This is a genomic window from Bacillus sp. AFS088145 (genome assembly GCF_002564465.1).
GTDB lineage: Bacteria > Bacillota > Bacilli > Bacillales > Bacillaceae_G > Gottfriedia.
The window spans coordinates 325,917-352,041 of sequence record NZ_NUUX01000021.1; the positions used below are offsets into that span (position 1 = coordinate 325,917).

Sequence of the window (26,125 nt, forward strand, 5' to 3'; positions counted from 1 at the left end):
ATACTAATTCTCCTTTAGTTAACTAGATGTCCTGAAAATATTAAAAATCCGAAACAAATAAAATGGAATGTAATAATAACCGCTAATACATGTGTTAATTTATTATTTTTCCAAATCTTTTTTTTCTTATTGAATTGTTCAAACCAATCAAAACTACACATCAATATGGCTTGGTATAAACCATAAAGTAGGTAATTTATTTGGATCCCGTGCCATGCACCCATTAGTAAAAATAAGGTAGTGTAACTGATATAAGAAATATTTCTTCTATTTTTAATCATTTTTTTCTTAGTCAGTAAGAATACCATTCTCATATATACATAGTCACGAAACCAAAATGATAGGCTCATATGCCAGCGATTCCAAAAGTCTTTTATATTCCGACTAATGAATGGCATATTAAAGTTTTCGGGTGTTTTAATGCCTACTAAATAACTAACGCCAATTGCAAATGCACTATAACCAGCAAAATCAAAAAATAAGTACAGACTATATGCATACATATACGTTAGATTTGAGACAAATGTATGCCCGAGTGTAAACTTTGTTTCAAGTATATGAACGTTAATTAAATAACCAATTATATATTTATAGAGAAAACCAATAAAAATTTTATGAACACCTATTTGAAAATACTCCTTGTATTCAATAGACGTCAGCTTTTTTTGACAATCCTGTTGAAATCTTCTAAAACGATCAATTGGTCCTGAAGAGATCGTTGGAAAAAATAATAAAAACTTCAAGAAATCAACAATCTTTATTTCCTTTATACTGTTGTCGCGAATTTCAATAATAACTTGTGTTGCTTTAAATGTTAAATAGGAAATTCCTAAAAAGCCTACAAGTGTAGTACTTTCAAAAATCGGTGAAACCTTTACAATCAATAAAGGTAAAATTGATAGCAAAACACATAAGTAATAAACAGTTGAATGGTTTGCATTCTTCCGATAAACACTATAACCTTTTATTAAAATAACTACCCAAAGTATATAAGCAACTAGATAAAAGGTTTGTATTTTAGAAGAGGAAAAGACTAATAATAAAAACACAAAAGAAAGAAATGTCGTGTAGTTAGTTGATCTTCTTCCTAAAAAACCTAATATGACTGCTGGGATTAGCAGAACAAATAAAACACCGAAAAAGGTAAAACTACTGTATGGAATCATTGGTAAGTTTGCTCCAATAATTTTTTTCGATCAACTTTTCCGTTCGTCGTCATTGGTAAAGTTTGTAAATAACTAAATTTTCTTGGAATCATATAAGTCGGCATATATTTGTTTAATTCTTGTTTTAAAAAACGTGTTAAATGATATTCCTTTTCGAAATCGTGTTCTTTAATGACTACTAAGCAATGTAAATCTATACACTTACCATCCTTCATCTCTGGTAAAATAACTGCAGAATGGACTAATGGTAATCTTCTAATGTTATTTTCAATGTCCTCAATTTCAATTCGATAACCGTGTAGTTTTACTTGGAAATCGATCCTACCTTTATAAAATAATAGTCCGTGATCAAAGTAACCAGAATCACCTGTTTTATAGGCGCGCATGCCATTTATTTGATAGTAGGCTGCATCAGTTTTTAACTGATTATTAAGATATCCTTTACTAACGCTTGGACCAGCTATAATAATTTCCCCTGTTTCTCCATCTGGAAGTGGGTTCCCCAATTCATCCATAATGTAGATAATTGTATCGTCTTTCGGTGTTCCAATCGGTAATGGGGAATATTGGTTTATGACTTCCTCATTAATCTGGACGAATGTTACAGCAACCGTTCCTTCTGTTGGACCGTAAGTATTATAAATCTCTGCTTTAGGAAATCTAGATAATAGCTGTTTAGCACTATTATTCGATAGTACTTCACCACAGAAAAGAAAAGTCTTTAAGTTTGGTAGTAACAATTCGCTGAAATTTGGATTCATCATACACATCTCTATGAATGAAGGTGTAGAAGTCCAAACCTCGATATCACTTTCCATTAAATATTCGAATAATGCTTTTGGTCGCTCAATCAAAGATTTTTCAACAGCGATGAGTGTGCCACCCGATAATAAAGATGGATATAAATCCATTACTGATAAATCAAAAGAGAAAGGAGCTTGATTTAAAAAGCGTTGTCCTTTTTGTATATTAAAATCCTTCAATATCCAATCGGTAAAACTACGTAAGTTTTTTTCAGTAATTTGTACACCTTTTGGATCTCCAGTACTACCAGAAGTATAGATTATATAAAATGTTTCATCGTCTTTCACATTGAAATCAGTTAAAGATTTGACTAGATTTGTAGAATCGATAATCTTCTGTAGTTCTCCAAAATTTATGATTTTAATGGATTCAAACTCTAAAGTAATTTCTTTTGGTGTAATTAATAAAGTTGCTCCAGAATTTGTAATCATTTTTTTGAGTCTTTCAAACGGAATAGACTCATCAACGGGAATATAAGCACAACCTGCTTTTACACTTCCTAGGAAAATAGAAATCATTTCTGCCTGCATATGTCCATACACAATAATGGGCTTATTCGTAAAATTATTTCTAATCATCCAGCTAGCAATCGCATCTGATTGTTGCTTTAAAGTTTTATATGTTAACGAATAATCACTATTTTGAAATGCGATAGTGTCTGGGGTGTTAATTGCCCAATAATCTATTTGTTCAATAATTGAATTCATCAGTTCACGTCCTAAAAATCGTTATATATAAAAGTCCCTGTAAATGAATCTTTAAATCCATATAAGTAGAGTAGTGCAAGTAAAATTGATAAATAAAACGCAGTATAAAATAAAAATCTTAAAGTCTTTGAACGGAAAATATGGATTTTACCCAATTGTTTTCACCTTTCTTAATTTTTAGCTAGACGTATTATAACACCGAAAAAAAGATGAAAAATTAACCAAACACCTTTTAAAATTACAAACAGATAATAAGTTATTAAAGATTAAGTAAAATTTTTTTAATTAAATTATAATGATTAATGGACAAGATTGTTAATACAATTAGGATAAGTTAGTAAAGTGAACGATTGTTTTTAGTTCAAATCTAAAAGTGATTGGTTCATATAGAATGAATAGTGATTAGGGGAACGTAAAAAAAATGGGAAAAAGGGAATATAGGAAAATCCTCTTGGCCCATCAATATGGGAGATTGGTGAATTAATGAAGAAAATTTATTTGTTATTGATACCTAGTTTCTTAACTGTTTTAATAATATCTCCTTATTGTAGTTTTATCTGGAATAAAGACCAGTCGAAAGTGACAATTTCGAATCACTCTACAGTGACAGTTTCAAATCACTCTACGATGAATAAAGTTGATATTACGAATGATCAAAATAATAATGCTAGAGAGATTGACCGCTACTTACATCAAATTCATTTTAACGGAGTTGTTCTTGTAAGGAAAAATAAAGAAAATATTCTTAATAGTGGATACGGTTATCGAGATATCTCAAATCAATTACTGAATACATCGAATACGTATTATCCAGTTGGCTCAATTTCTAAATTTTTTGTTTCAACGCTTTTAATGCAATTAAAAGAAGAAGGCAAAATATCATTTAATGATCCGATTTCAAAATATATACCGGACTTTCCAAATGGGTCAAAATTAACATTATTTCATTTAATTTCACATACTTCAGGGATTAAGAAGCAAAAAGAGTTATTTAATCCAATTTCATCAACTAATTTAATAAAGAAAATAGTTAAATCAAATGCTCACTATAAACCGTTGAACAAATGGGATTACAATGACACAAATTATGTTTTACTTGCTTACGTAATTGAAAAAGTAACTGGAATTTCTTATGGAGAATATATAAAAACACATATTTTCGATAAAGCGAATATGACTGAAGTTGGACAAGGAAATGATTTTTATAAAATAAGGAATCGTGCACTAGGTTATTCATTAATTCAATCTAAAAATGATCCGAAGCAATTACAAATCCCAAATTTTAACTATTTACTAGGCTGCGGAGATATTTATTCAACGGTTTCAGGATTACAAAAAATGGACGAGGCACTAATCTCAAATAAACTTATTTTGGGTAAAAGTTTTACTCAATTTATTAAACCGTATCAAAATCATTATGCATTCGGAATTTATAATAAAGGGAAATATTTATATAATCATGGGGTAGTTCCAGGAATTAATTGTATGAATTTCTTTGATCCAGTTTCAAAAACATATGTAATAGTGTTTTCTAATAGTCAAAAGGTAAAACCAAGCACTTTTAAAATAGCAATGAACTTATTTAAAATAGTTAACAAAATGAGTTGAGGACAGTCTGTTAATTGATTGTAAGAATCTAGACTCTTATAAAATATTTCATAAATAATTTAAAAGATACTCATACTATTTTTTGATAAAGAAAATAGGAGGAGTCTAGTGAAAAAGTTTCTATATTATTTCTTATTAATCATAATGACTAGCAGTATTAATTTGGGAACTATTAAATTTGTTAATGCGGATAATAAAGATCAAATCAATGAAAACCCATTACCGCGACATATTAAAATTACTGAACAAAAACTAAATGATGCACCGATTAAGTATCCACAAATAAGTGGAGCATCTAATTCAACCGCACAGCAAAAGATCAATAGTATATTAAAACAAGGTGCTGATTTATCGAATAATAATCGTTTGAAGCTATTAGAAGACGAGAAGGAAGCTAAGGCAAAATGGGAAGCTAGCCAAGGGCCGTGGAGACCTTATGAATATGTTTTTACTTATAAAGTACTATATAACAATCTTGATAAATTAAGTGCTATTTACAATGAGTATTCATATACAGGTGGGGCACATGGGATGACAATGGGTACTACATTTAATTTTGACGTGAAAACTGGTGATGTAGTTCCACTATCTAAATTAATAAATGAAAATACAAAATCCGTCCAAGAATATGCTTATCAGCAATTACAAAAGAAATATAAAGGATATGTATTAATAAAATCTCCTAACGAAATTGACTTAAGTGACAAAAATCGATTATGGGCATTTGACCATGCAGGAATTAAATTAATCTTTAAAGAATATGAAGTAGCTGCATATGCTGCTGGCATGCCTGAAGTCTTTATACCTGTGCAGGTTTATCAATAATCAATTCGTTTTTCTTATGTTTTAAAATATGTAGAAGTTATTGATGTTAAAATTCATTTTTCAGGATTTATTAATGATTTTACATTTTTAATATCCCAATAAATTAGTGTTTTTTTCAGAAGTTAAAAGTAAATTTTAGAAAAAAAATTTCAAATGATTAGTTTATAAGTTGATGTTCGACCTTAATTGACATACAAACTGACTAATAAACTTTATTTTACTCTAAGTAAAGGCAATTTGATTAGGTTTTTATTGCAGACTTTACTTTGATGGACAAGTTGATTAGAACGGAGGGATGCTCGACTCCTATGGGATATGCGGGAAGCCTGAGACCCCGCAGGCTTTGCCGAGGAGGCTTCAGGTCTCGCCAAATGGAAAGCGAGCATCCTGTAGTGGAAATCAACCACGAGGGCTCCTTTTACAAAATTTGGTAATTAATTGACAAGATTGTTTTTGAACAACGTAAAGAAAAGAACCTTCATTATTATGCAAAAGGTTCTTTTCTTTATTTATTTGATAATTTGATAATGAAACAGAGCTTTTTCGTAAATAATGGTAGAGTCATTCATTTGTTTTAACAATATAAGAATAAGTTGAACAACTATATAAATATTGAATAATCTAAAATTGAGTATGTACGATTAATAAAGTGTGTGCTAAAGGTCGGTAAAAACTAAAAGCAAAGAAGTTTACTAAAACAACTTAATCTTCAATCTGTTCCTTTAATAATAAAGCATAAAGATCTTCAACTCGTTCGGACATAAATCTTTGTGAGTCTTCAACTCCCTTATTGTAAAACATAGGTCCAAGTTTTTGTGATATAAAGTCTAATAGCAATATTGAACTTAATTCACTTAATTCTTCGTCTCTTTCTTGTAAGAAATACGTTTGTAGTTGATTAATCGCAAATTTTTGTTGATCTGATGAAAGCTTAGTTGTTTTAGACATTAAATTCCCCTCTTTTTTAGTTGTGATATTAGATTTTTATTTCCTATATATATATAGTATCTCTATTTATTCTTTTTTTGCGAAAAAAAGTTACACGTAATAAAACTTTTTTGGTAAAATAGTGCACAGCTTGAAAATACTTTTTAATTGCTTTAAGATTAGAATGAGAATAAAATGAGAATGAACTTAAAATAGCCATTTTCTATTTTATAGAATTTTTATGTAATATTATGGAGGGTGTAAAATGGGAGCTTCTACATTAAAAATAAAAGACCTTCAAGTAGCAATTGAAGGAAAGCAAATCTTAAAAGGTGTAAACCTTGAAGTAAAAGGTGGAGAAATTCACGCAATCATGGGACCAAATGGTACAGGTAAATCAACTTTATCTTCTGCTATTATGGGTCATCCTAAATATGAAGTAATCGGTGGTAGCATTGAGCTTGACGGCAACGATGTATTAGAAATGGAAGTTGATGAGCGCGCTCAAGCTGGTCTTTTCCTTGCTATGCAATACCCAAGTGAAATTAGTGGTGTAACAAACGCAGATTTCTTACGTTCTGCAGTGAATGCACGTCGCGAAGAAGGCGATGAAATTTCATTAATGAAATTTATCCGTACATTAGATAAAAACATGGAATTCTTAGAAATGGATCCAGAAATGGCTCAACGTTACTTAAATGAAGGTTTCTCAGGTGGAGAGAAAAAACGTAATGAGATTCTTCAAATGATGATGATCCAACCTAAAATTGCTATTCTTGACGAAATTGACTCAGGTTTAGATATCGATGCATTAAAAGTAGTTTCTAAAGGTGTTAACGAAATGCGTGGAGAAGAGTTTGGTTGCTTAATCATCACTCACTACCAACGCTTATTAAACTACATTACTCCTGACTTCGTTCACGTAATGATGCAAGGTCGTATTGTAAAATCAGGTGGTCCTGAATTAGCTGCTCGTTTAGAAGCTGAAGGATATGACTGGATTAAACAAGAGTTAGGTATCGAAGACGAGACTGTTGGGCAAGAAGCTTAATCGGATAGGAGGGATTCTCATGACAACTGGTACTACAATTCCATTTAGTCAAGAAACAGTTAAGCAGCTTTCTGCACTGCTAAATGAACCTGCATATTTCACAGAGTTCCGTTTAAATGCACTAGCAAAAGCTGAATCACTTTCTCTTCCAAAGCCAGATAAAACAAATATCTCTAAATGGGATTTCTTTGGAAAAGAATTTAATGTTACAGCTGGAAATGTTCCTACAAAAGATCAATTACCAGAGTCAGTAACATCTTTAATGAATGAAGACACTGATCAATCAGTTTATGTACAATATAATGGTTCTGCTGTATACCACTCTCTTTCTTCTGAAGCAAAAGAAAAAGGTGTAGTATTCGTAGATTTACACACGGCAATTAAAGATCACGAAGATCTTGTGAAAAAATATTTTATGACAGAGGCTGTAAAAGTCGATGAAAATAAATTAATCGCTTTACATGCAGCATTAGTAAATGGTGGAGCTTTCTTATACATTCCTAAAAATGTTGTATTAGAAAAACCAATCCAATCTATTTTTGTTGTAGATGGTGAAAACGTACCTGCATATAACCACGTTTTAGTTGTTGCAGATGCATTCAGTGAAGTTACTTATGTTGAAAACTATGTTTCTACATCTGCTGATTTAGATGCGGCTGTTGTTAACGTTATTACAGAAGTAATTACATTAGATAATGCAAAAGTTCGTTATGGTGCTGTTGATACTTTAGCAAAAGGTGTTACTGCTTATGTTGTTCGTCGTGGTCACGCTGGTCGCGATAGCAAAATCGAGTGGGCACTTGGCCTTATGAACGATGGAAACTCAGTTTTCGAAAATGTTACAAACCTAGTAGGAGACGGTTCTTTCGGCGACATGAAAATGGTTACTGTAGGCCGTGGTGAGCAAACTCAAAACTTTACAACAAATATTACTCACTTTGGTAAAGGATCTGAAGGTTGGATCTTAAAACATGGTGTATCAATAGACTCTGCTACTTCAATCTTTAATGGTATTGGGAAAATTGAACACGGCGCTTCTAAGTCTAATGCACAACAAACTTCACGTGTATTAATGCTTAGTGAAAAAGCTCGTGGAGATGCGAACCCAATTCTATTAATTGATGAAAATGATGTTATGGCAGGTCACGCTGCTTCTGTTGGTAAAGTAGATCCTACTCAACTGTACTACTTAATGAGTCGCGGTATTCCGAAGAAAGAAGCAGAGCGCTTAGTTATTCACGGATTCTTAGCACCTGTAGTTTCGGAATTACCAATTGAGGAAGTTAAAAAAATGCTTGTTGATGTAATTGAGAGGAAGGTTAAGTAATGGATGTTAAAGCAATCCGTGAAGCCTTTCCGATATTAAATCAAGAAGTAAATGGACATCCTTTAGTATATCTGGATAGTGCTGCAACTTCACAAAAACCTGTTCAAGTAATAGAAGCTGTTGCTAACTACTATAAAGAATATAATTCTAACGTTCATAGAGGTGTACACACTCTAGGAACAAAAGCTACTGATGCATACGAGGGAGCTCGTGATAAAGTACGTAAATTTATTAATGCATCATCAATTGAAGAGATTATTTTTACTAGAGGTACAACTACTGCAATTAATACAGTTGCTGCAAGTTACGGAAGAACGAACTTAAAAGCTGGAGATGAAATTGTGATTTCTTATATGGAACATCACAGTAACATCATTCCTTGGCAACAGGTTGCTAAAGCTACTGGCGCAACATTAAAATATATACCATTAGAAGAAGATGGTTCAATCAGCATTGAGCAAGCAAAAGCTACAATTAACTCATATACAAAAATAGTTGCGATTATGTACGTTTCAAATGTACTTGGTTCAATTAACCCTGTTAAAGAGATTGCAGCAATTGCTCATCAAAATGGAGCAATCATGCTTGTTGATGGTGCACAAAGTACTCCACATATGAAGGTCGACGTTCAAGACTTGGATTGCGATTTTTATGCATTTTCTGGTCATAAAATGTGTGCTCCTACTGGTATTGGTGTACTTTATGGTAAAAAACATCTTCTTGAAAACATGGAACCTATTGAATTTGGTGGGGAAATGATTGATTTCGTTGACTTACAAGATTCTACTTGGAAAGAACTGCCATGGAAATTTGAAGGTGGTACTCCAATCATTGCTGGTGCAGTTGGTTTAGGCGCTGCTATTGATTTCTTAACTGAAATCGGTATGGATAATATCGAAAAGCATGAACATGAGATTGCGAATTATGCACTTGAACAGTTATCTACTGTAAAAGGAGTAACAATCTATGGTCCGAAGCATCGTGCAGGGCTAGTAACGTTTAATGTGGAAGATGTTCATCCACATGATGTTGCAACTGTATTAGATGTAGAAGGAATTGCTGTTCGAGCTGGCCATCATTGTGCTCAGCCATTAATGAGATGGTTAAAGGTATCTGCTACTGCTCGTGCAAGTTTCTATCTGTATAATACAAAAGAAGATGTAGATGCTTTTGTAAGAGGATTAGTTAAAACGAAGGAGTATTTCAGCGATGTCTATTAATCGAAACATTGATTTAGATGCATTATATCGTCGCGTGATAATGGACCATTATAAAAACCCTCGTAACAAAGGGGTAGGGGCAATATCAGAAAACGATGTAACAATAAACATGAATAACCCTACTTGTGGTGATCGCATTGAACTTCGTTTAAAGGTTGATGATGGAATTGTATCAGATGCTCGTTTTGACGGTGAAGGATGTTCAATTTCAATGGCGTCAGCTTCAATGATGACTCACGCAATTAAAGGTAAAAAAATAGAGGAAGCCCTACAGCTTGCTCAAATATTTTCAGATATGATGCTTGGAAAAGAATATGATGAATCAATCGATTTAGATGATATTGAAGCACTTCAAGGTGTTTCAAAGTTTCCAGCACGAATTAAATGTGCAACACTTGCATGGAAAGCGATGGAGAAGGGGTTAAAATCAGAATAACTTCTGAGCTTTAATCCTCCTCTTCTATTAGAAGGGAGCAAGAATAATGTCTACTAATTTGCCAGATATTAGTGATTATAAATATGGTTTTCATGATCGTGACGTATCGATTTTCCGTTCTGAACGTGGATTAACAAAAGAAATCGTTGAAGAAATTTCACGCATGAAAAATGAACCACAATGGATGTTAGATTTCCGTTTAAAATCTTTACAACATTTTTATGATATGCCAATGCCTCAATGGGGTGGAGACATGTCTGATTTACGCTTTGATGAAATTACTTATTATGTAAAGCCATCAGAGAAAACAGAAAAGTCTTGGGATGAAGTGCCTGAAGAAATTAAAAACACATTTGATAAATTAGGTATTCCTGAAGCTGAACAAAAGTATTTAGCGGGTGTTTCTGCTCAGTACGAATCTGAAGTAGTTTATCATAGTATGAAACAAGACTTAACGGACCTTGGAATTCTGTTTACTGATACAGATACTGCATTACGTGAACACGAAGACATCTTCAAAGAACACTTTGGTAAAGTAATTCCACCAACAGATAACAAATTCTCTGCATTAAACTCAGCAGTTTGGTCTGGTGGCTCATTCATCTACGTACCAAAAGGTGTTAAAGTTGATACGCCACTTCAAGCGTATTTCCGTATTAACTCTGAAAATATGGGTCAATTTGAACGTACATTAATCATCGCTGACGAAGGTGCACACGTACATTACGTTGAAGGATGTACAGCTCCTGTATATACAACAAACTCACTTCACTCTGCAGTAGTAGAAATCATCATTAAGAAGGATGCATACTGCCGATATACAACAATTCAGAACTGGGCGAATAACGTATTCAACCTAGTTACGAAACGTGCCGTTTGTGAAGCGAACGCAACAATGGAATGGATCGATGGAAACATTGGTTCAAAATTAACAATGAAATACCCAGCAGTTATCCTTAAAGGTGAAGGTGCTCGTGGCCTTACACTTTCTATTGCAATTGCTGGTAAAGGACAACACCAAGATGCTGGTGCTAAAATGATTCACTTAGCTCCAAATACTTCTTCTACAATTGTTTCGAAATCTATTTCTAAACATGGTGGTAAAGTAACGTACCGTGGTATCGTACACTTCGGTCGTAAAGCAACTGGATCACGTTCAAATATTGAGTGTGATACGTTAATTATGGATAATGCATCAACTTCTGATACAATTCCATACAACGAAATTTTAAACGACAATATTTCTCTTGAGCACGAAGCAAAAGTTTCAAAAGTATCTGAAGAGCAATTATTCTACTTAATGAGCCGTGGTATTTCTGAGCAAGAAGCTACAGAAATGATCGTAATGGGCTTCATTGAGCCATTTACAAAAGAATTACCAATGGAATACGCAGTTGAAATGAACCGTCTGATTAAATTCGAGATGGAAGGTTCTATTGGTTAATAGAGTTTTTAGTGAAGGCGAACTTTTAAAGTTCGTCTTCTTTTTTTAGTAATATTTAATAATTATCCGCTGTTGTTGTTGTTTTGGTAATATAATACATATTTAAGGCTGGCTCCTAATTCATGCAACAAAATCGAAATTGTATGTTTGAGGCCATGAGCATAAATGATCATCCCTTCTGCTAGTAGTCACCGGTCTGTCTACTGTTCAGGAGGCTTTCGCAGGTTTCGTGAACCCAAGCGTTATCATGGTCGCCGGTTTTATGGTTGTTATGGCGGGATTAATGAAGACTAGATTGGTAAGGTTCAGTCCTCTATGCTCGCTTTGGTAAATAGGGGCGGGTATAAGAACTATGCTCTTTTGCTCTTGGTAGTAATGCTTGGTGCCAGTTTAGCAGGTACCGGTTTCACTGGTTACTATGTACTGATTCTATCATTGATATCTACTATACCTTACAATAAAAAAATGCCTACATCCAAAATTGATGATGCCTTAAGGGTTTGCTACTAACCATCCTTTGATTCCTTTCAATGTAGCACTCTTGTATGGTGTTACTGTCAGCGTACTGGGAACAGCAGGTTATACCGGTGGGCTTTCGATGTCGAAATTTGCAGTAGTGAATTTCATCCTAACACTTGGTTTCTTGGTATGGAGCTTTGTTGCTTACCGTCTTCTACCTGATCATCCAATTACGGAAGCTTCTGAATATGATGAGGTAGATGCTAAGAGTAAGAGTGAGATTGCTGCTGGGGTTGTGGCTATGCCTGCATGGAAAGAATACAGCACCATCACTGCATTTATCTTAAGTGTTATTGGTATGATGCTTATGAACGTATTGGGTAATGCTGCCTATGTAATCCCTGGTCTTGCAGGAGCATTCTTACTTATAATCAACGTACTTGATTTCAAAGAAGTTCGAGATAATATGGGTGCACCTGTAATCCTTAAGATGGCTGGTGTGATCGGCGTTGCTGACGCTCTAGCTAACTCTGGATTTACAGCTATGATTGGAAAAGCCGTGGCGCATTCATTGGGTACTGATATCAATCCATTCGTTCTCATCTTTATCTTCGCACTTTTAACTAGTACTTGTTCTACTTTTACTGTTTCAAATATGGGTTCTGTTTTCATCTTTGCGCCAGTCGCTATTTCAACCAGCATTAGTTTAGGACTTAATCCTGTTGCTGCCGCAGCTGCAGTTGTAATATCTGGATGGAACGGCGGGTACATGCCTATTGATGGTATGCCAGCTATGATTTTAGGTATGGGTAAATATAAGCTTCCACAGTTCTGGTTGTTCTCAGTACCTATGTACCTAATCCGTATTTTGGCGATCTGTTTAGGTGCGATTATTATGTTCCCAGTACACTGATAAAGTGATAGAAGGATCAGATGGATTAAATTGGACGAGATGCAAAAAATTACTCCTAGACATTTTGACCATTTTTAATCAAATTAGAGATAGTTTAATTGAAAAATAGAGTATTTAGTCGAGACGAAGTTTTGAAATTCGTCTCTTTTTTTTTATTAAGATTGATGTTCAGAGTTGAAAAAGTATGACTGAGACTAAATAATCTGTAAATGAATTGGGCTATCGACCGAATGCTTTGTTTTGAAATAAGGTTGTTGGAATAATGTTTTGAATTTGTGGTGAACTAGGAAGTGTGTCCATTGTAAACGATATTGCGCCTAATGCAATAGCGCCGGAATTAATTTTTTTGTGAATCAGTATTTTTGGTAAAAATCCTTCTACGTTAAACCTCCCCAATTGTTCAGATAAATAAAGGTTTTTATAAAATAAGATCGTTCTATTTGTGGTAGAATTTAACTTGTAAGTCCATGTTCTGTATCAAAGGGGAGGTTTTTTTATGAATTTTAATCTTAAAGAAGCTATTGAAATTTTAGAAAGAACACCGGAATTATTAGAGTCTTTTTTAACTGGATTATCAGAATCTTGGTTACAGTGTAATGAAGGTGAGGGAACCTGGAATGCTTCTGAAGTAATCGACCATCTAATTGAGTGTGAAAAAACAAATTGGATTCCAAGGTTGAACTGCATGCTTGATAAAGAAGGAAACAATCATTTCCCGCCATTCGATCGTTTTTCGCATTTAAAAGAAAAACAAGAGAAATCAATAGAAGAAAGACTGCTTGAATTTAAGAATTTAAGAACGGAAAATATTAAAAAGCTACAATTATTAGTGGACCCTAATAATCATCTAGAATTAGAAGGGATTCATCCTGACTTGGGCCCTGTTAAATTAAGAGAATTATTATCCACTTTCGTCGTACATGATCTAACCCATATAACTCAAATTACAAGAGTGATGGCAAAAAGATACAAAACTGACGTAGGACCTTGGATTGTAAATTTAAGTATATTAAAATAATAGCCAGTGTTTATAAAAAGGTATTAATTATACTCGGGGAATTCCGAGTTTTTTTATGTTAAAATATTATGTAAACTAAAGAGAAAATAGATTTTTAGTGTATTTAAAAAGGAGAGAAATTTAGGTTGGATATCATTCTACAAATTCTTATACTCATTAGTATAGGGCTTGCTGCAGGAACAGTCGGATCATTGATTGGTTTAGGCGGAGGAATTATTATTGTTCCAATGCTACTGAATATTGATCACTTTTTATCCGCTTTTTCGACTGTACCAATTCATGTTGCAGTTGGAACTTCACTGATTACAATTGTGTTTTCATCGCTTTCATCCACCCTTTCGTATCATAAGCAAAAACGAATCGATTATAAGAGTGGTATTTTATTTTTAATAGGTAGTGTTCCTGGTAGCTTACTAGGTACATACATCAATTCGCTTTTAAATACAGAGCGGTTTACTTTATTTTTTGGTATATTTTTAATCTGTATATCAGTCTTTCTATTTGTTTCTTCAAAATTAAATAAAAAATCAAAGGAAGTACATAAAGGGATTATACGAACATATACAAATGATGAAGGCGAGGCATTTACATATAGCTATAGTCTTCCATTAGCGATTTCTTTGTCTATTTGTATCGGGATCATCTCAGGGTTATTTGGAATTGGTGGAGGCATATTGTTAGTACCAATGATGGCGTTTTTATTTGGTTTTCCACCTCAGTTAGCTGTTGCGACTTCAATGTTTGTCGTTATGTTTACAACTCTTGGAAGCTCGATTTCATACATAACATTAGGAGAAGTAAATTTCTATTACATTCTTCTACTTATTCCTGGTGCATGGTTTGGTGGAAAAATTGGGGCATATATTAATCAAAAATTAAAAACTGAAACAATCGCATTAATTTTAAGGTTAGTTGTGTTATTTTATGGCATAAAATTAATTATAGAAAATATTTAAAAAAGGATGGTGGAACAATGGAAACAAATCAAACTATAAATATTCGGTTGTTCCATACAAATGACATTCATAGCCATTTTGAAACGTGGCCAACAATTGTCGGTTTGTTGATGTCTAAAAGAGAGTTAGCTAAAGAAAAAGGTGAGGTCACACTTACTTTTGATATTGGAGATTTCGTTGATCGATTTCATCCAATTTCGGAGGCCACTTTAGGAAAAGGTAATGTGGAACTTTTAAATGATGCAAAGTTTGATGCAATTACAATAGGAAATAATGAAGGAATTACCTTATCAAAAGGTGAGTTGTTAAACCTTTACGAGGATGCAAAGTTTGATGTATTAGTTGGTAATTTAAACATTTCAGATGAAGGTACCGAGAGTTTTAGCAAGCCATTTGAAATATATGAAAAAAATGGAGTAAAGCTAGGAGTAATTGGTTTAACAGTCGCTTATCCTGTATTTTATGAAACGCTAGGTTGGAGTATAAATGATCCGTTTGAAATGTTAAATAACATATTGCCAATTGTCAAAGCGCAATCAGACATTGTCATTATACTTTCTCATTTAGGTATGAGAGACGATCAGAGAATCGCTGAACAATTTTCAGGAGTTGATATTATCTTAGGCGCACATACTCATCATTTATTTCCAAATGGGGAGTATGTTGGTGAAACTTTACTTTGTGGAACAGGAAAACACGGTAACTATTTAGGTGAGGTATTAATTACTGTAAATAAAGAGACGAAAAGCATTATAAATACTGAAGCTTCAGTTACTGAAGTACATACAGTCCCAACATATTACCAAGATGAAATGACGAAAATGATGTTGGCTAATTTAATGAGATTAAGTAAAGAAATTTTAAATGAACCAGTGACACAACTACCGAGTAACATGGGTGTAAATTGGTTTAAAGAAAGTCCATTACTGAAATTATTAGCAAATGCACTTCGCCGATGGACTAAATCAGATATCAGTATACTAAATTCCGGTATTTTACTTGAAGGTTTAAACAATGGACTTGTTACTAAGGGGGACATTCATCGGATTTGCCCACATCCTATTAATCCTTGTGTCGTTAATTTGTCTGGTGAGGAATTACTAATTGTTTTAAATCGTTGTGAAGAAAAAGAACTGACTCATCTAAAGATGAAAGGTTTTGGATTTAGAGGGAAAGTAATTGGAAAAATGGTTTACGATGGAATCACGATTGTTAATAAAGATAAGAAAAAGCATTTAAAAAAAGAGGATCTATTTATTAATGGTGAAATGTTAGATTTAAATCGAATGTATGCGATCGGAACTTTGGATTTATTTACGTTTGGTCATTTAATTCCTACAATTCGAGATGCTAGTCATAAAAGATTTTTTATGCCTGAATTTATACGTGATGTGTTATTTTCGGCTTTAAAAGATGTATAAAATTTATCAAGATTAGACAGGTTACACTTTTGTTTTTTTCTCATATTTTAGAATGAGAAAGGAGCGTTGAACTTGATCAATTTAAGCCCAATTAAAATAGATTCTCATATATTTAATGCTGTTACAGTTTTACTTCCAAAAACTACATTATTAGTCGTTATGAATGATAACGGATATATTATGTGCGGAGCATTAGATGTAGCTTTATTAAATGAAAGATTGCGCGATCGTCAAATTATTGCAGGTCGAGCAGTTGGTGTAAAAACAATAGAAGAATTATTAAATGCGCCTTTAGAATCCATTACTGTTGAAGCAGAAAAGTTAGGTATTCAAAAAGGAATGATTGGAAGAGACGCATTATTAAAGATGATATAAAAAAAGCCACTAAATTTTTTTAGTGGCTTCTTTGTAAATGAAGTCTAAAAAAATTGATTATTACAACGTATTAACTGGTATGAAGAGCCATATATTTAATTAAAAAATTGGTCAAGGAGAAAACAATGAGAGTTGTTGAAGCATCAACGCTTGTTCCAGGTACGATCTTAAGAAAACCGGTTTATAATGAACATGGAAAAATGATCGTTAATGCAAATATTCCTTTAACAGAAGAGATGATTAATCAAATACATAAATTAGCTATTCCATTTGTCTTAGTACATGCTCAATCATCAGAACATTTAAAGGGAATGACAATTATTTCAGACGAACTTCGCATTGAAAACTCAAAAAAAATAGAAGATGCTTTTGTTAAATTAACTAGCGAAGATTTTTATTTAAGAGGGCTATCTTTAGAAAAAAACTCATCTAGGTTTAAAGAAATTATAAAATCACTGCAATACGAATTATGGCAACAGAAGGATGTTTTATCTTTATTGATTGATGTATTACTATTTGATGAGTATCTCTTTACGCATTCTCTAAATGTGGCTATGTATTCTTTAGGAATTGGAACGGCATTAGATTTAAGTAAAATCCAACTTAATTTACTTGGATTGGGTGCACTTTTACATGATGTCGGGAAGATGGCCATACCAAAAAAGATTTTAAATAAACAGGACCGTTTAACTGAAGATGAATATGCATTCATTAAACAACATACAATTGCTGGATACGATATGATACGACAAGTACCTTCTATTCATCCAATTGTTGCGGACTGTGCATTACAGCATCATGAAAGGATCAATGGGAGCGGCTATCCAAAAGGTTTATTTGGTGAGGAAATGCATCTTTTCTCAAAGATTATTGGGATTGCCGACTTTTTTGATGCTGTTACTTCAAATCGAGTATATCGACAAGCTATGCTCCCGCATGAAGGTTTAACTTTATTAATGAGTGGTAGTGATAAATTATACGATGCGAAATTAATCAGCATATTTAGCGATCTACTAACCATTTATCCAACGGGATTACACGTAAAATTGAGTGATGGTAGACAGGGAATCGTTTTTAGTCAAAATGATGCTTCTACAGATCGTCCAGTTGTGCTGATAATTGAGGAAAACAGAAGGAAATTAAGTATTCCTTATGAAGTGAATTTATATAATGAGTTGAAATTAGAGATTATCGAGTGTGATCAAATAATAAAAAAAGCGATTTTGAATTGTGCAAATCCATTAGAATGAACAGGCATTGACATGCATACCCATTAGTAAGGGGGCATGGATACGATGAAGAGATTTAAGTACAGACGTGTTCCAAAAAATAAATACTTTGTTTCAAAAAGAAAATCTTTCGGCGGATTTAAAACTGATTCAACTCAAATAACACAAACAATTCGTAATATATTTCCAAATAAATATGTAGTTATTTGTATTGTTCTATTATTTTTTTCCTTATATGCTTTTTGGGAAATTGATAAAATTTTCACTCCAACGATCTTAAAATATTCTGAGAAACAAACAAGACGAATTGCTTCTTTAGTAATCAATGAAGCGTATGAATCGGCATCTAAGGAACTGCAAGGGCAGGATATTATAATTCGGGATGTTGATGAGAATGGTAAGGCGATAATAAGTACGAATACATATTTAATCAATAAAATAATTGGTTCTACTACTCAGCATGTTGAAGAAAATATACGGAGAGTTGAAAATGGGGATTTATCATTTTTATCTTTATCAAAAGCAGAAATGAAGAAAATGAAGGCGAATCATGAGGGGCTTTATTTAAAAGTACCGATTGGGGTCGTTACTAATACAGTACTTTTAGGGAAACTTGGACCTACTATACCAGTTCGCTTTTCTGTAGTCGGTGATGCAGTGGCTAATGTTACACAAGAAGTTAAGCCATTTGGATTTGATAATTCTGTAGTCGAAATTATTATGAATGTAGAAGTAAATATGAATGTAATTATCCCGTTTAGTACAAAATCAACAAAGGTGAAAGTAGAAGTCCCAATTGCTACAGAAATTATCGATGGGGAAGTTCCAAGTTATATTCCATTTACTCCAAATACTCAGGCTAATTCCATCAAACACAAAAGGAAAAAAATAAATTTAAAATAGAGCAGACTAACTTAGTATACTAGGATTAGTCTGCTTTTTCTCATTACTGGTTTCAATTTACCTGAAATTTGCCAATCGGTGAGATTTCTTTATTTGTTTCTATCCTGACGCTCCCAAAGACGTAATTTTGGATAAGGATCAAAAGACCACTCTGAATAACCATTGTCTTTGTAAATACCATAGTGCAAATGTGGAGGGAATTTTCCAGATGTCCCTGGAGGTCCATATCCAGTACTTCCAACATAGCCAATAAGTGTTCCTGGCTCTACTACTTGCCCTCTTTGAAGGTCTTTGTTAAAGCCACCTAGATGAGCGTAGTAATGATAATTATTATATAAGTCTCGAATTCCGATTCTCCATCCTCCAATTCGATTCCAGCCCTTTGTCTCAATAACTCCATAGCATGTAGACCTTACAGGAGTACCATAATTTGCAAAAATATCAGTACCTTCATGAACTCTTCGTCCACCAAAGCTTCGAGGTGCACCCCATGTACTACGATAACTATGTGTACTGCGAATTGGTAATGGGAAGGCATTACCTTCTATATTTAATTTTCCGTAATATTGATACAAACTAGCGTATTCATCGATAATATCAACAGTTATTGCTCTTTGGTAGTAATCCCATAGCATCATTCGAATATACTGCCTGGATGGGCCATAGAAATGTAATCGATGAATGAAAGTGTACAGAATATCCTCATCATCATCTAATGAAGCTTTTCCATCATTATTCCCATCTAAACCAATGCCGCTAAATAAATGGATAGTAGGAGCGTATGTGTCTTTCTTAACCGGATTTGATAGGCCGCTCCAATCCTCTGGTTTGATATAGATCGAAAGGACCCCATTTTCGCGTTTTGGTATATCGTTCCTTACACTCCGTACATTTCGTTCATAAGTATCTATAGCTGCAAAGTAATACCAAGGGATAAAAGTTAACGTTTCACCTTTTTTATATAAGGCCATTCGTTCTTTATTAAGCTGAGCTTGATCAATTTCTTCTGCATTTGTAAATGATGGCATTATGAAGATAACCACCATACAAAAAAGTACAATTATTTTTTTCAAATCCATCATCCTTTAAATTGATTTACATCTATAGTTTGGTTAAAGGAGCGACTTTCATAAATGGAAATTATAGGGATAATAGGGATAATCAAACGAAAGTTTTTCATATCCGCGAAAAATGTAGTAATATATAAACTATTGGAAGAGAAAATGAAATATGTCGTAAACGAATAAACGTTGGAGGAATTTCAAATGGCATCAAAAAAAGAAGAATATTTGAGAAAGCCCGAGTGGCTAAAAATAAAATTAAACACAAATGAATCTTACACAGAATTAAAGAAAATGATGCGATCTAAAAATCTTCACACTGTTTGTGAAGAAGCACGTTGTCCAAATATCCATGAATGTTGGGCAGTTAGAAAAACAGCTACATTTATGATCCTAGGTGCGGTTTGTACTCGTGCATGTCGTTTTTGTGCAGTTAAAACGGGTTTACCAACTGAGCTTGATCTACAAGAACCAGTTCGTGTTGCTGAATCAGTAACACAAATGAATTTAAAGCACGTAGTAATTACAGCGGTTGCTCGTGATGACTTAAGAGACGGTGGAGCAGCTGTATTTGCAGAAACTGTTAGAGAAGTTAGAAAAGCAAATCCATTTACTACAATTGAAGTTTTACCATCTGATATGGGTGGGAAATTTGAAAACCTTAAAATGTTAATGGATGCGAAACCAGATATTATGAACCATAATATTGAAACAGTTAGAGAGTTGACTCCACGTGTTCGTGCAAGAGCTACGTATGAAAGATCACTTGAATTTTTACGTAGAGCAAAAGAAATTAACCCTAGCATCCCTACAAAATCAAGCATCATGCTTGGATTAGGTGAAACAAATGAACAAATTTACGAAGCAATGGATGATTTACGTGCTGCAGGTGTAAATATCATTACATTAGGTCAATATTTACAACCAACGAAAACTCATTTAACTGTAAAAAAATACTATACTCCTGACGAGTTTGCAGCCCTAAAAGAAATTGCTTTAGGAAAAGGTTTCTCACACTGTGAGGCTGGTCCTCTAGTTCGTTCATCATACCATGCTGACGAACAAGTAGAAGCTGCTAAACAAGCATAATAAAAAGCACTAGCTTAAGCTAATGCTTTCAGACTGAAAATCAAATTATTTGTATATGTAAAAGCACTAGCCCATGCTAGTGCTTTTATTTTTTACTTTGAAATCTGGTCAAAATGCATGCTTTGTTTATCCACATCAAAACCTGAAGCTAAATCTTTTATTTGTTGCTCTAATTGGCCATCATTAAGCTGACCATATTTATTTAGGTCCTCAATATTATTAATATTTTTTATTGAATTCGAAGTAAAGATATGATAATAACTAGGAAGCGCTGATTGAGCAGTTTTTTCAACTTGCTTTCTAGCTAGTTTTTTATCACCATCTGATCGATAAGCAATCAATACTTCTTGGTCTGTAACTAGTGTAGCTGCATCGTCTATATCAGGAAGCTTTACAACTAAATAAGAAATGAATTTTGACACTTCTTGTTTATCAATAGTTAATGTATAATCACCATCTTTACCTAAAACATCTTGCTTTTGTAGTCTAGAAAAGCCATAATCTTTGTAAGAGTTATTTGACATTTTAGCATTTACATCGCCTAAATCCATCGGCTTTGTATTTAATTGTTTAGGTGTTGGATTTGTTCGATGTTCATTTTTATATGTCACGTCCTCATAATCGAATTGTCTGGAATGACTTGGACCGAATGAACATCCTGTTAATAAAAATAAGGTTAATAAACAAACTAAATATTTCCGCATATTAAATACCACCTTTTAATAATCATTGTAAAATTAGTATGCCAAAATATTAGTTACATATTTATGGGAGTAAAAGGAAGGAGAATACAAATTGGTTTGCATACAGAATATTTGCTATGAAGTAGTTGAAGATTACCGTGAAGGATTCAATGAAGAAGCCTTTAAAGCGAGATATGCAGAAATCCTTTCAAAGTATGATTACATTGTTGGGGATTGGGGCTATGAGCAACTAAGACTTAGAGGATTTTTTGATGATTCTCAAAAAAATGTTCCATATGATTCAAAAATAAGTACATTACGTGAATATATTTATGAGTATTGTAATTTTGGATGTAAATATTTTGTAGTTAAGAAAGTAAAAAATTAAACGATGGGGATACCCATCGTTTTTTATTTTAAGGAAAAATTACATAAACAAATTTTGTGGATAAAATATTTTTTGATTTTTTGAAAGAATAAAAACCTTGTGGATAAGTTTGAATCTTTCAACAAAAATGTGAATAACTAGAGACTTAATCACAAAAATAGTGGACAACTTTTTAGTTATCCACTATTTTTCAGATTATTTAGTAAAAATAAATTATTTATCCACAGGATTGAAAAATTAGAAAATAATTTCACTTAGAAAATCTAATAATTCAGCTGCCTTTTCTTCAGAAATTCCGAAAGCAAATTCTAAGTAACCTTCTTCTTTTAAATCATCTGAACCAATAATTGCAAATCGATTACTTTGCATATCCATAATCATAACTTTGCCATAATGACGATCAGAATATACTAAAGCAAGATCATGTCTTTGCTCTTCTCCCATAAAGCTTAAAAAACGAGTCTTTGCTTGAGTAGTGTCATCATATAAGAAAAAACGTTCTGACATTTTTTTATTCCTCCATTATACTAAAATAAGATTTGGCTTGTATCCTAAATGGTGATGTGCTTTAATATGTCGCACCGTTTTTGTTTTACTTCTCATTACAATTGAATGAGTTTCGACTAAGTCTCCACCTAAGAAAGTAACTCCTTCAAGTAATTCACCTGAAGTAACGCCAGTAGCAGCAAAAATTGCATCGTCGCCTTTTACTAAATCATTTAATGTTAATAATTGTCTTGGGTTATTAAGGCCCATATCCATACAACGTAGTTCTTCTTCTTTATTCATTGGTACTAATCGGGCTTGCATGTCACCGCCAAGGGCTTTTATCGCTGCAGCGGCTATAACACCTTCTGGTGCGCCGCCAGTACCTACAAAGAGATCGATTCCTGTATGAGGTAATGCTGTAGCGATTACAGCACCAACATCTCCATCACCAAATAATTTAACCCGAGCACCTTTTTCACGTATTCGTTCAATAATTTCATCGTGACGAGGACGTTCTTGGACAATTACCGTTAAATCATGTACACGTTTATTGTTTGCTTCAGCAATAATATCTATCGTTTTTTCAATCGGATCATCTAATGATATTTTACCAGCAGCACGAGGACCTACAGCTATTTTTTCCATATACATGTCAGGTGCATGTAATAAGTTACCTTTATCAGAAATTGCGATTACTGCCATTGCATTTGCATGGCCTTTTGCAAGGATATTAGTTCCTTCTAGAGGATCAACTGCAATGTCTACTTCTGGTCCAGTACCAGTTCCTAATTTCTCACCTATATAAAGCATTGGTGCCTCATCGAGTTCACCTTCACCAATTACTACAGTTCCTGCCATATTTACTGAATCAAACATCGAACGCATTGCAGAAGTAGCAGCGTCATCAGCTTCATTTTTCTTACCGCGTCCCATCCAATGAGCAGAGGCAAGGGCAGCTGCTTCAGTAACTCTTACAATCTCAAGTGCTAATTCACGCTCCAAAAGTCCACCCCCCAGAAAAATATTCACCTATATAATATAACAAAAATCGGTAAGAAACGCTTTCATTTGTCGATTTTTTTCGAATTTAGCTATAAAATAAATATAAGTCCATAAAATGTAGAAGATAGAATTGAGAAGGAAGTGTACATATGTACTTTGTAAATCGTCAAAACATATTAGATCGAATTGAAATTTTAAATTCAATGCTTGAATTTTATGCGTCAAACAGCCAACCAAAAAATAAAATAGAAGAATTAGCTTTGGAAAGAATGACACATCTTTTGATTGACAGTATGTTAGATATTGGAAATACAATGATTGATGGCTTTATAATGAGGGACCCAGGAAGTTATGATGACATTGTTGATATACTAATGGATGAAAAAGTTATTACTGCATCAACTGGAGAATCGATAAAAAAATTAATTCCAATTCGAAAACATTTATTACAAGATTACACATCTTCAATTACAGAAAAAATAGTGACGACATTAAGCGAAAATATAGAAGCGTATAAGGAATTCCCGGTTGCGGTTCAAGCTTTTCTTGATAAGGAACTTGGAGTAATTAATGCTTTTAGTAGTGATGAGGAAAAATAATCTTAATTTTTCTATGTAAAATTTGATTCTAACGCTGTTTTTCTTGTATTACCGAGAGAACAGCCTGACTAGTAAGGAGTGGCAATATGAAACAATATAAAGGATACTTAATTGATCTAGATGGAACTATGTATCGTGGCGAGGAGCAAATTGAGGAAGCTAGTCTTTTTATAAAGGCTCTGAAGGAAAAAAATATTCCATATCTTTTTGTAACGAATAATTCTACACGTAGACCAGAACAAGTTGCTGATAAACTTAATTCCTTTAATATTCCAACTACAAAAGAGCAGGTCTTTACAACAAGTAATGCCACAGCAAATTACATAAAAGAACAAAAGGCAGATGCTACTGTTTATATGATCGGTGAAGAGGGCTTACAATATGCCTTAGAGGAAGTTGGCTTAACAATTACAGATGAAAATCCTGATTTTGTAATTAGTGGTTTAGACCGTAGTATTAATTACGAGAAATTAGCAAAGGCTTGTATAGCTGTAAGAAATGGCGCGACATTTATTTCTACTAATGGCGACATAGCGATTCCGACTGAAAGAGGTTTATTACCTGGAAATGGTTCACTAACATCTGTTATTTCAGTATCTACTACAGTAAAACCAATTTTTATTGGAAAACCTGAATCAATTATTATGGAACAAGCATTAAAAGTTCTTGGTGTTGCAAAAGAGGATACATTAATGATTGGTGATTATTATGATACAGACATTATGGCTGGGATTAATACTGGTGTTGACACATTGATTGTTCATACTGGAGTAACGACAAGGGATATGTTGTCAAATTACGAAACGCAACCAACATATTCAGTTGACTCCTTAGAAGAGTGGATTAAATATATTTAAGGAAGCATCTAGACATAAAAAAACCCCACTAGTAATTAATTTACTTGTGGGGTTTTTGTGATATTTCAAATGAAAAAGTGGTCTCAAAGTAGATTGACTTATGAGACCACTCATTTTTATTCATTTTCAGCTTTAATTTGATCAGCCTTTTTATGTGCTGCGCGATGAGCAAGTCGGCTAGATGCAGCAGCTGCAATCGCTCCAACAATATCATCTAAAAATGTATTTACTAAACCTGTAGATTTATCGTTTAATCTTTCTAAAATTCCAGGTTTTAATTTATCGATGTATCCGTAATTCGTGAATCCAATTGAACCATATACATTTACGATCGATAAGGCAATTATTTCATCAATTCCATAAAGGCCTTCATCTTTTTTGATAATAGCCAACAAAGGCTCCTGTAGTTTATCTTGCTCTGCCAAGATATCTAATTCAATACCAGTAATGATGGCATTTTGTATCTCACGTTTTGTCAAGACTCTCTCAACATTGTGTTTACACTCATCCAAAGATAAATTTTCATGATATTTACTCTGTAAAAAGTAAACTAAATCAGCAATGTCATCGAGCGTAACACCTCTTTTTTCTATTAACGATAATGCAGTCTTTTCTAAATCGTGATTTAAATAGTCCATTTCATCACCTTTTCCTTATCAATTGATTTAATTACTATAAAAATAACTAAAATGGAAATTTCATAAAATAACTAAAACTTTTACTATAAATTATTTTTAAGAAATAAGAGGATTAATTATATATGATTCGATATCGAACAAAATTCCCCTTTATAAAAAAATTTTAACATAGTAAAAAATTATTAAGACATATAATTTATTACTTAGGTCTTATCTGTTGAACCACTTGCCTTCATATTTTTATAAAGTACAGTTCAGGTCATTAGCACGCCCAAGTTCTTGGCCTTAGTCATATGCTTGTCGGGGCTGACCAACTCGCTTCCACATTTTCGTGATGTCTAGTTCCAGCGAGTAGCCCCTCGAGGTCATAAGCCAAAGTCCAATAAAAGTAAAAAGCAACTTTTCTTGGCCTTTGTCTTATGCTTGTCGGGGCTGACCAACTCGCTTCCACATTTCGTAATGTCTAGTTCCGGCGGGTAGCCCCTCGAGGTCATAAGCCAAAGTCCAATAAAAGTAAAAAGCAACTTTTC

At 33.3% G+C, this 26,125-nt stretch carries 27 protein-coding genes; 18 read left to right on the top strand and 9 right to left on the bottom strand.

Annotated features, from left to right (window positions below):
• Positions 1–14: 14 nt before the first annotated feature.
• The 3 genes from dltB to dltX are packed head-to-tail and all read right to left on the bottom strand — an operon-like array spanning position 15 to position 2,817.
• Positions 15–1,166: a D-alanyl-lipoteichoic acid biosynthesis protein DltB gene (gene dltB / locus COI44_RS14695; RefSeq protein ID WP_098428620.1), complete on the bottom strand. Its 1,152-nt coding sequence runs from the start codon at positions 1,164–1,166 to the stop codon at positions 15–17.
• On the bottom strand, positions 1,163–2,677 hold the full coding sequence (gene dltA / locus COI44_RS14700) for a D-alanine--poly(phosphoribitol) ligase subunit DltA (protein ID WP_098428621.1): 1,515 nt from the start codon (positions 2,675–2,677) through the stop codon (positions 1,163–1,165). Before dltA ends, dltB begins: the two co-directional genes overlap by 4 nt.
• A gap of 11 nt (positions 2,678–2,688) precedes the next feature.
• Entirely contained in the window at positions 2,689–2,817 is a 129-nt protein-coding gene (gene dltX, locus COI44_RS14705; protein WP_483295488.1) for a teichoic acid D-Ala incorporation-associated protein DltX, read from the bottom strand.
• A 343-nt stretch (positions 2,818–3,160) separates the two neighbouring features.
• Here dltX and COI44_RS14710 point away from each other — a divergent pair, with 343 nt between their 5' ends.
• Complete coding sequence (locus tag COI44_RS14710; protein ID WP_098428622.1) at positions 3,161–4,285, top strand: serine hydrolase domain-containing protein; 1,125 nt, start codon at positions 3,161–3,163, stop codon at positions 4,283–4,285.
• 108 nt (positions 4,286–4,393) lie between these two features.
• Positions 4,394–5,110: a DUF3298 and DUF4163 domain-containing protein gene (locus COI44_RS14715; RefSeq protein WP_098428623.1), complete on the top strand. Its 717-nt coding sequence runs from the start codon at positions 4,394–4,396 to the stop codon at positions 5,108–5,110.
• A 702-nt stretch (positions 5,111–5,812) separates the two neighbouring features.
• Here COI44_RS14715 and COI44_RS14720 read toward each other — a convergent pair.
• On the bottom strand, positions 5,813–6,058 hold the full coding sequence (locus tag COI44_RS14720; protein WP_098428624.1) for a DUF2164 family protein: 246 nt from the start codon (positions 6,056–6,058) through the stop codon (positions 5,813–5,815).
• 244 nt (positions 6,059–6,302) lie between these two features.
• Between COI44_RS14720 and sufC the strand changes: the two genes are divergently transcribed.
• The 12 genes from sufC (at position 6,303) to yunB (ending at position 18,789) form a co-directional block, all read left to right on the top strand.
• Positions 6,303–7,088: a Fe-S cluster assembly ATPase SufC gene (gene sufC, locus COI44_RS14725; protein ID WP_091023520.1), complete on the top strand. Its 786-nt coding sequence runs from the start codon at positions 6,303–6,305 to the stop codon at positions 7,086–7,088.
• Between the two features lie 19 nt (positions 7,089–7,107).
• On the top strand, positions 7,108–8,415 hold the full coding sequence (gene sufD, locus COI44_RS14730) for a Fe-S cluster assembly protein SufD (protein WP_098428625.1): 1,308 nt from the start codon (positions 7,108–7,110) through the stop codon (positions 8,413–8,415).
• A complete protein-coding gene (locus COI44_RS14735; protein WP_098428626.1) occupies positions 8,415–9,635 on the top strand; it encodes a cysteine desulfurase in 1,221 nt (406 codons plus the stop codon). The genes sufD and COI44_RS14735 overlap by 1 nt, the downstream gene beginning before the upstream one ends.
• Positions 9,625–10,071 (top strand): Fe-S cluster assembly sulfur transfer protein SufU, encoded by a 447-nt coding sequence (gene sufU / locus COI44_RS14740; RefSeq protein ID WP_098428627.1) that lies wholly within the window; start codon positions 9,625–9,627, stop codon positions 10,069–10,071. The genes COI44_RS14735 and sufU overlap by 11 nt, the downstream gene beginning before the upstream one ends.
• 46 nt (positions 10,072–10,117) lie before the next feature.
• Positions 10,118–11,515, top strand: coding sequence for a Fe-S cluster assembly protein SufB (sufB, locus tag COI44_RS14745; protein ID WP_098428628.1), 1,398 nt, complete (start codon positions 10,118–10,120; stop codon positions 11,513–11,515).
• A gap of 541 nt (positions 11,516–12,056) precedes the next feature.
• A complete protein-coding gene (locus COI44_RS24650) occupies positions 12,057–12,887 on the top strand; it encodes an SLC13 family permease (protein ID WP_353616016.1) in 831 nt (276 codons plus the stop codon).
• Positions 12,888–13,383: 496 nt separating this feature from the next.
• Complete coding sequence (locus COI44_RS14755) at positions 13,384–13,905, top strand: DinB family protein (protein ID WP_098428629.1); 522 nt, start codon at positions 13,384–13,386, stop codon at positions 13,903–13,905.
• Between the two features lie 134 nt (positions 13,906–14,039).
• A complete protein-coding gene (locus COI44_RS14760; RefSeq protein WP_098428676.1) occupies positions 14,040–14,861 on the top strand; it encodes a sulfite exporter TauE/SafE family protein in 822 nt (273 codons plus the stop codon).
• 17 nt (positions 14,862–14,878) lie between these two features.
• On the top strand, positions 14,879–16,282 hold the full coding sequence (locus COI44_RS14765) for a bifunctional metallophosphatase/5'-nucleotidase (protein ID WP_098428630.1): 1,404 nt from the start codon (positions 14,879–14,881) through the stop codon (positions 16,280–16,282).
• Positions 16,283–16,354: 72 nt separating this feature from the next.
• Complete coding sequence (locus COI44_RS14770; protein ID WP_098428631.1) at positions 16,355–16,657, top strand: YunC family protein; 303 nt, start codon at positions 16,355–16,357, stop codon at positions 16,655–16,657.
• Positions 16,658–16,782: 125 nt separating this feature from the next.
• On the top strand, positions 16,783–17,907 hold the full coding sequence (locus COI44_RS14775; RefSeq protein WP_098428632.1) for an HD-GYP domain-containing protein: 1,125 nt from the start codon (positions 16,783–16,785) through the stop codon (positions 17,905–17,907).
• Between the two features lie 45 nt (positions 17,908–17,952).
• Complete coding sequence (gene yunB, locus COI44_RS14780; protein ID WP_179887134.1) at positions 17,953–18,789, top strand: sporulation protein YunB; 837 nt, start codon at positions 17,953–17,955, stop codon at positions 18,787–18,789.
• A gap of 89 nt (positions 18,790–18,878) precedes the next feature.
• On the opposite strand, the gene COI44_RS14785 is transcribed toward yunB, so the two are convergent.
• Positions 18,879–19,868 carry a M23 family metallopeptidase gene (locus COI44_RS14785; protein WP_098428634.1) on the bottom strand — a complete coding sequence of 330 codons (990 nt, stop codon included), beginning with the start codon at positions 19,866–19,868 and terminating at the stop codon, positions 18,879–18,881.
• Between the two features lie 186 nt (positions 19,869–20,054).
• On the opposite strand from COI44_RS14785, the gene lipA reads away from it, so the two are divergent.
• Positions 20,055–20,939, top strand: a complete 885-nt coding sequence (gene lipA / locus COI44_RS14790) for a lipoyl synthase (RefSeq protein ID WP_069034823.1) — start codon at positions 20,055–20,057, stop codon at positions 20,937–20,939.
• Between the two features lie 92 nt (positions 20,940–21,031).
• Here the strand turns inward: lipA and COI44_RS14795 are convergent, their stop codons facing one another.
• A complete protein-coding gene (locus COI44_RS14795) occupies positions 21,032–21,643 on the bottom strand; it encodes a YhcN/YlaJ family sporulation lipoprotein (RefSeq protein WP_097976356.1) in 612 nt (203 codons plus the stop codon).
• A gap of 91 nt (positions 21,644–21,734) precedes the next feature.
• On the opposite strand from COI44_RS14795, the gene COI44_RS14800 reads away from it, so the two are divergent.
• Positions 21,735–22,010 carry a YutD family protein gene (locus COI44_RS14800; protein WP_056468720.1) on the top strand — a complete coding sequence of 92 codons (276 nt, stop codon included), beginning with the start codon at positions 21,735–21,737 and terminating at the stop codon, positions 22,008–22,010.
• A 237-nt stretch (positions 22,011–22,247) separates the two neighbouring features.
• Here COI44_RS14800 and COI44_RS14805 read toward each other — a convergent pair whose 3' ends face one another.
• Positions 22,248–22,517, bottom strand: coding sequence for a DUF3055 domain-containing protein (locus tag COI44_RS14805; protein ID WP_098428635.1), 270 nt, complete (start codon positions 22,515–22,517; stop codon positions 22,248–22,250).
• 15 nt (positions 22,518–22,532) lie between these two features.
• A complete protein-coding gene (gene glpX, locus COI44_RS14810) occupies positions 22,533–23,501 on the bottom strand; it encodes a class II fructose-bisphosphatase (RefSeq protein WP_098428636.1) in 969 nt (322 codons plus the stop codon).
• Between the two features lie 149 nt (positions 23,502–23,650).
• Between glpX and COI44_RS14815 the strand changes: the two genes are divergently transcribed.
• On the top strand, positions 23,651–24,100 hold the full coding sequence (locus COI44_RS14815; protein WP_098428637.1) for a DUF86 domain-containing protein: 450 nt from the start codon (positions 23,651–23,653) through the stop codon (positions 24,098–24,100).
• Between the two features lie 86 nt (positions 24,101–24,186).
• Positions 24,187–24,957: a TIGR01457 family HAD-type hydrolase gene (locus COI44_RS14820; protein ID WP_098428638.1), complete on the top strand. Its 771-nt coding sequence runs from the start codon at positions 24,187–24,189 to the stop codon at positions 24,955–24,957.
• 116 nt (positions 24,958–25,073) lie between these two features.
• On the opposite strand, the gene COI44_RS14825 is transcribed toward COI44_RS14820, so the two are convergent.
• A complete protein-coding gene (locus tag COI44_RS14825; RefSeq protein ID WP_098428639.1) occupies positions 25,074–25,595 on the bottom strand; it encodes a phosphatidylglycerophosphatase A family protein in 522 nt (173 codons plus the stop codon).
• Between the last annotated feature and the right edge of the window lie 530 nt (positions 25,596–26,125).

What these genes read in the sequence shown, in the direction of transcription:
- dltB (WP_098428620.1), bottom strand. Translation starts at nt 1,166, where the DNA reads ATGATTCCATACAGTAGTTTTACCTTTTTCGGTGTTTTATTTGTTCTG.
- dltA (WP_098428621.1), bottom strand. Translation starts at nt 2,677, where the DNA reads ATGAATTCAATTATTGAACAAATAGATTATTGGGCAATTAACACCCCA.
- COI44_RS14710 (WP_098428622.1), top strand. Translation starts at nt 3,161, where the DNA reads ATGAAGAAAATTTATTTGTTATTGATACCTAGTTTCTTAACTGTTTTA.
- COI44_RS14720 (WP_098428624.1), bottom strand. Translation starts at nt 6,058, where the DNA reads ATGTCTAAAACAACTAAGCTTTCATCAGATCAACAAAAATTTGCGATT.
- sufC (WP_091023520.1), top strand. Translation starts at nt 6,303, where the DNA reads ATGGGAGCTTCTACATTAAAAATAAAAGACCTTCAAGTAGCAATTGAA.
- sufD (WP_098428625.1), top strand. Translation starts at nt 7,108, where the DNA reads ATGACAACTGGTACTACAATTCCATTTAGTCAAGAAACAGTTAAGCAG.
- COI44_RS14735 (WP_098428626.1), top strand. Translation starts at nt 8,415, where the DNA reads ATGGATGTTAAAGCAATCCGTGAAGCCTTTCCGATATTAAATCAAGAA.
- sufU (WP_098428627.1), top strand. Translation starts at nt 9,625, where the DNA reads ATGTCTATTAATCGAAACATTGATTTAGATGCATTATATCGTCGCGTG.
- sufB (WP_098428628.1), top strand. Translation starts at nt 10,118, where the DNA reads ATGTCTACTAATTTGCCAGATATTAGTGATTATAAATATGGTTTTCAT.
- COI44_RS14755 (WP_098428629.1), top strand. Translation starts at nt 13,384, where the DNA reads ATGAATTTTAATCTTAAAGAAGCTATTGAAATTTTAGAAAGAACACCG.
- COI44_RS14765 (WP_098428630.1), top strand. Translation starts at nt 14,879, where the DNA reads ATGGAAACAAATCAAACTATAAATATTCGGTTGTTCCATACAAATGAC.
- COI44_RS14775 (WP_098428632.1), top strand. Translation starts at nt 16,783, where the DNA reads ATGAGAGTTGTTGAAGCATCAACGCTTGTTCCAGGTACGATCTTAAGA.
- yunB (WP_179887134.1), top strand. Translation starts at nt 17,953, where the DNA reads ATGAAGAGATTTAAGTACAGACGTGTTCCAAAAAATAAATACTTTGTT.
- COI44_RS14785 (WP_098428634.1), bottom strand. Translation starts at nt 19,868, where the DNA reads ATGGATTTGAAAAAAATAATTGTACTTTTTTGTATGGTGGTTATCTTC.
- lipA (WP_069034823.1), top strand. Translation starts at nt 20,055, where the DNA reads ATGGCATCAAAAAAAGAAGAATATTTGAGAAAGCCCGAGTGGCTAAAA.
- COI44_RS14795 (WP_097976356.1), bottom strand. Translation starts at nt 21,643, where the DNA reads ATGCGGAAATATTTAGTTTGTTTATTAACCTTATTTTTATTAACAGGA.
- COI44_RS14805 (WP_098428635.1), bottom strand. Translation starts at nt 22,517, where the DNA reads ATGTCAGAACGTTTTTTCTTATATGATGACACTACTCAAGCAAAGACT.
- COI44_RS14815 (WP_098428637.1), top strand. Translation starts at nt 23,651, where the DNA reads ATGTACTTTGTAAATCGTCAAAACATATTAGATCGAATTGAAATTTTA.
- COI44_RS14820 (WP_098428638.1), top strand. Translation starts at nt 24,187, where the DNA reads ATGAAACAATATAAAGGATACTTAATTGATCTAGATGGAACTATGTAT.
- COI44_RS14825 (WP_098428639.1), bottom strand. Translation starts at nt 25,595, where the DNA reads ATGGACTATTTAAATCACGATTTAGAAAAGACTGCATTATCGTTAATA.